Annotated in this window: 1 protein-coding gene; it reads right to left on the reverse strand. The window is 50.4% G+C overall.

Translation table 11 applies throughout. From position 1 onward, the window contains the following. Positions 1-153: 153 nt before the first annotated feature. Positions 154-1,374, reverse strand: a complete 1,221-nt coding sequence (locus JQM68_RS13540; protein ID WP_235223548.1) for an IS110 family RNA-guided transposase — start codon at positions 1,372-1,374, stop codon at positions 154-156. Between the last annotated feature and the right edge of the window lie 334 nt (positions 1,375-1,708).

Genomic DNA, 1,708 nt, shown 5'->3' on the forward strand with positions numbered 1-1,708 from the left:
AAGTCCAATGGTGCTAAGTCAATAGACTGAAGAAGAAAAAATTGGAGAAAAACGGCTATTTTAGGCAGACTGCTCAGAAAAAAGGCAACACTCATCCAAGCCCTACCTGCAAAATGTTTCAAAAGCAGGGCCAGAAATGTCAGTGAGATCAGCTCACCAACGGTTATACAGGCGGTTGTCTTTTAGCAGTCGAAAGACCAACCGAACCAGTTTTCTGGCAGTTAAAGCGAGTGCACGTTTATGCTGGCCCTTATTGACCTCGTGGTATTTGAGGTCATAGTAGCGCTGAAACTCGGGGTCGCATCCTCTCACAGAGTTTGCAGCTTCCAGCAGGTAGTAGCGAAGGAATCGGTTGCCGGATTTAATCATGCGGGTGTTCTCGGCTTCGAAATTGCCAGACTGATGCTGTGTCCACACAAGACCGGCATACTTGGCAACGGAAGCCTGAGATTGGAAACGGTTGATGTCGCCGATCTCGGCGATGATCCCGGCGGAGTAAACTTTGCCGATGCCAGGAATGGAGGTAAGCGTGTTTGGGATGATTTCAAACTGCTGCTCAATGGCTTTCTCCAGCACCTTGATCTGCTCCTTCATGGAGCGCATGGTCGCAATGGAAACCGACATGGCCTGATTGACAGAGTCGTTGATGGTTTTGGGAAGCCGGTAAGAGCCTCTTGCAGCGGCCTGCAGAGTCTTCGCAGTATTCTCGGGATCAGCAAAGCGGCCCCGACCTGCCGCAGTCACAAATGCGGTCAAATCCTCCAGATCGGCGTTGGCCAGATCATCTACCGTTTCATATTCTTCCATGAGGGAGAGAACAGTAGAGCTGGTGTTCTTGATATCTGCGCTTTGAGCCAGACCGGAACACTTGAGGAATAATAGGTTGGCGAAGCGTTGCTTCTCCCGGGCAAGGTTCTGTACGGCGTAAAACCGGGCTCTGGTAAGGGTTTTCAGGGCTTCATAGCGGTAATCGTCCATGTAGACCTCCGATCTGATCCTTCCGAATCGAAGACAGTCGGCAATTACAAAAGCATCCACCCAATCATTCTTTGGCAGGTCTGGATAAGACTCCTTGAATTTGCTGACCTGCTTTGGGTTGAGCACATGGATCTTTCGCTGGTAGCGGCCAAGCGTTCCGTCCTCCCGCAGAGTGTGGACCAAGTGGTTCCCGTAGATGGAAGTGGACTCCATCCCGATGACCACATCGGAGAGCTTCAGCGTTTCCATTGCCGACACGATCTTTTCTGTCAACAGTTTAGCACCGCCAAGATTGTTCTGCACGGAAAAGCTGCTATATTTGACTCCATCCGAATCCATCAAGTAAGAAACGTTGTTCTGGCTACTCACATCAATGCCAACGAAAAGCTTGTTCACGAATATCACCTCCCCGCATGGCGGATTTCAGGTCAACAGGCTTTGAGATACCCATGATGACCGGAGCATCAGCAACCTCGCTTATAAGAATCATTCCGGAGAAGGCCAATGCGATGTCCCCCACTGCTGAAGGGGCGGCCTCACATCCGGCAAACAGCCAATGAGTTTGCAGCTAACTTCCGGCCCAGGGGAACGGACTTACTCTGAAGCAACCTTTCGGTTCAACTGGAGGCAGAAGAGCTTGACCCTGCCGACCTGACAGCATTGTATCACGGGCATCTCAAAGCCTGCTGATATCTGAATTATTAACTTTAAAACTTATTATACGAGGAGG

Source organism: Oscillibacter valericigenes, from assembly GCF_021531435.1.
Taxonomy (GTDB): domain Bacteria; phylum Bacillota; class Clostridia; order Oscillospirales; family Oscillospiraceae; genus Oscillibacter; species Oscillibacter valericigenes_B.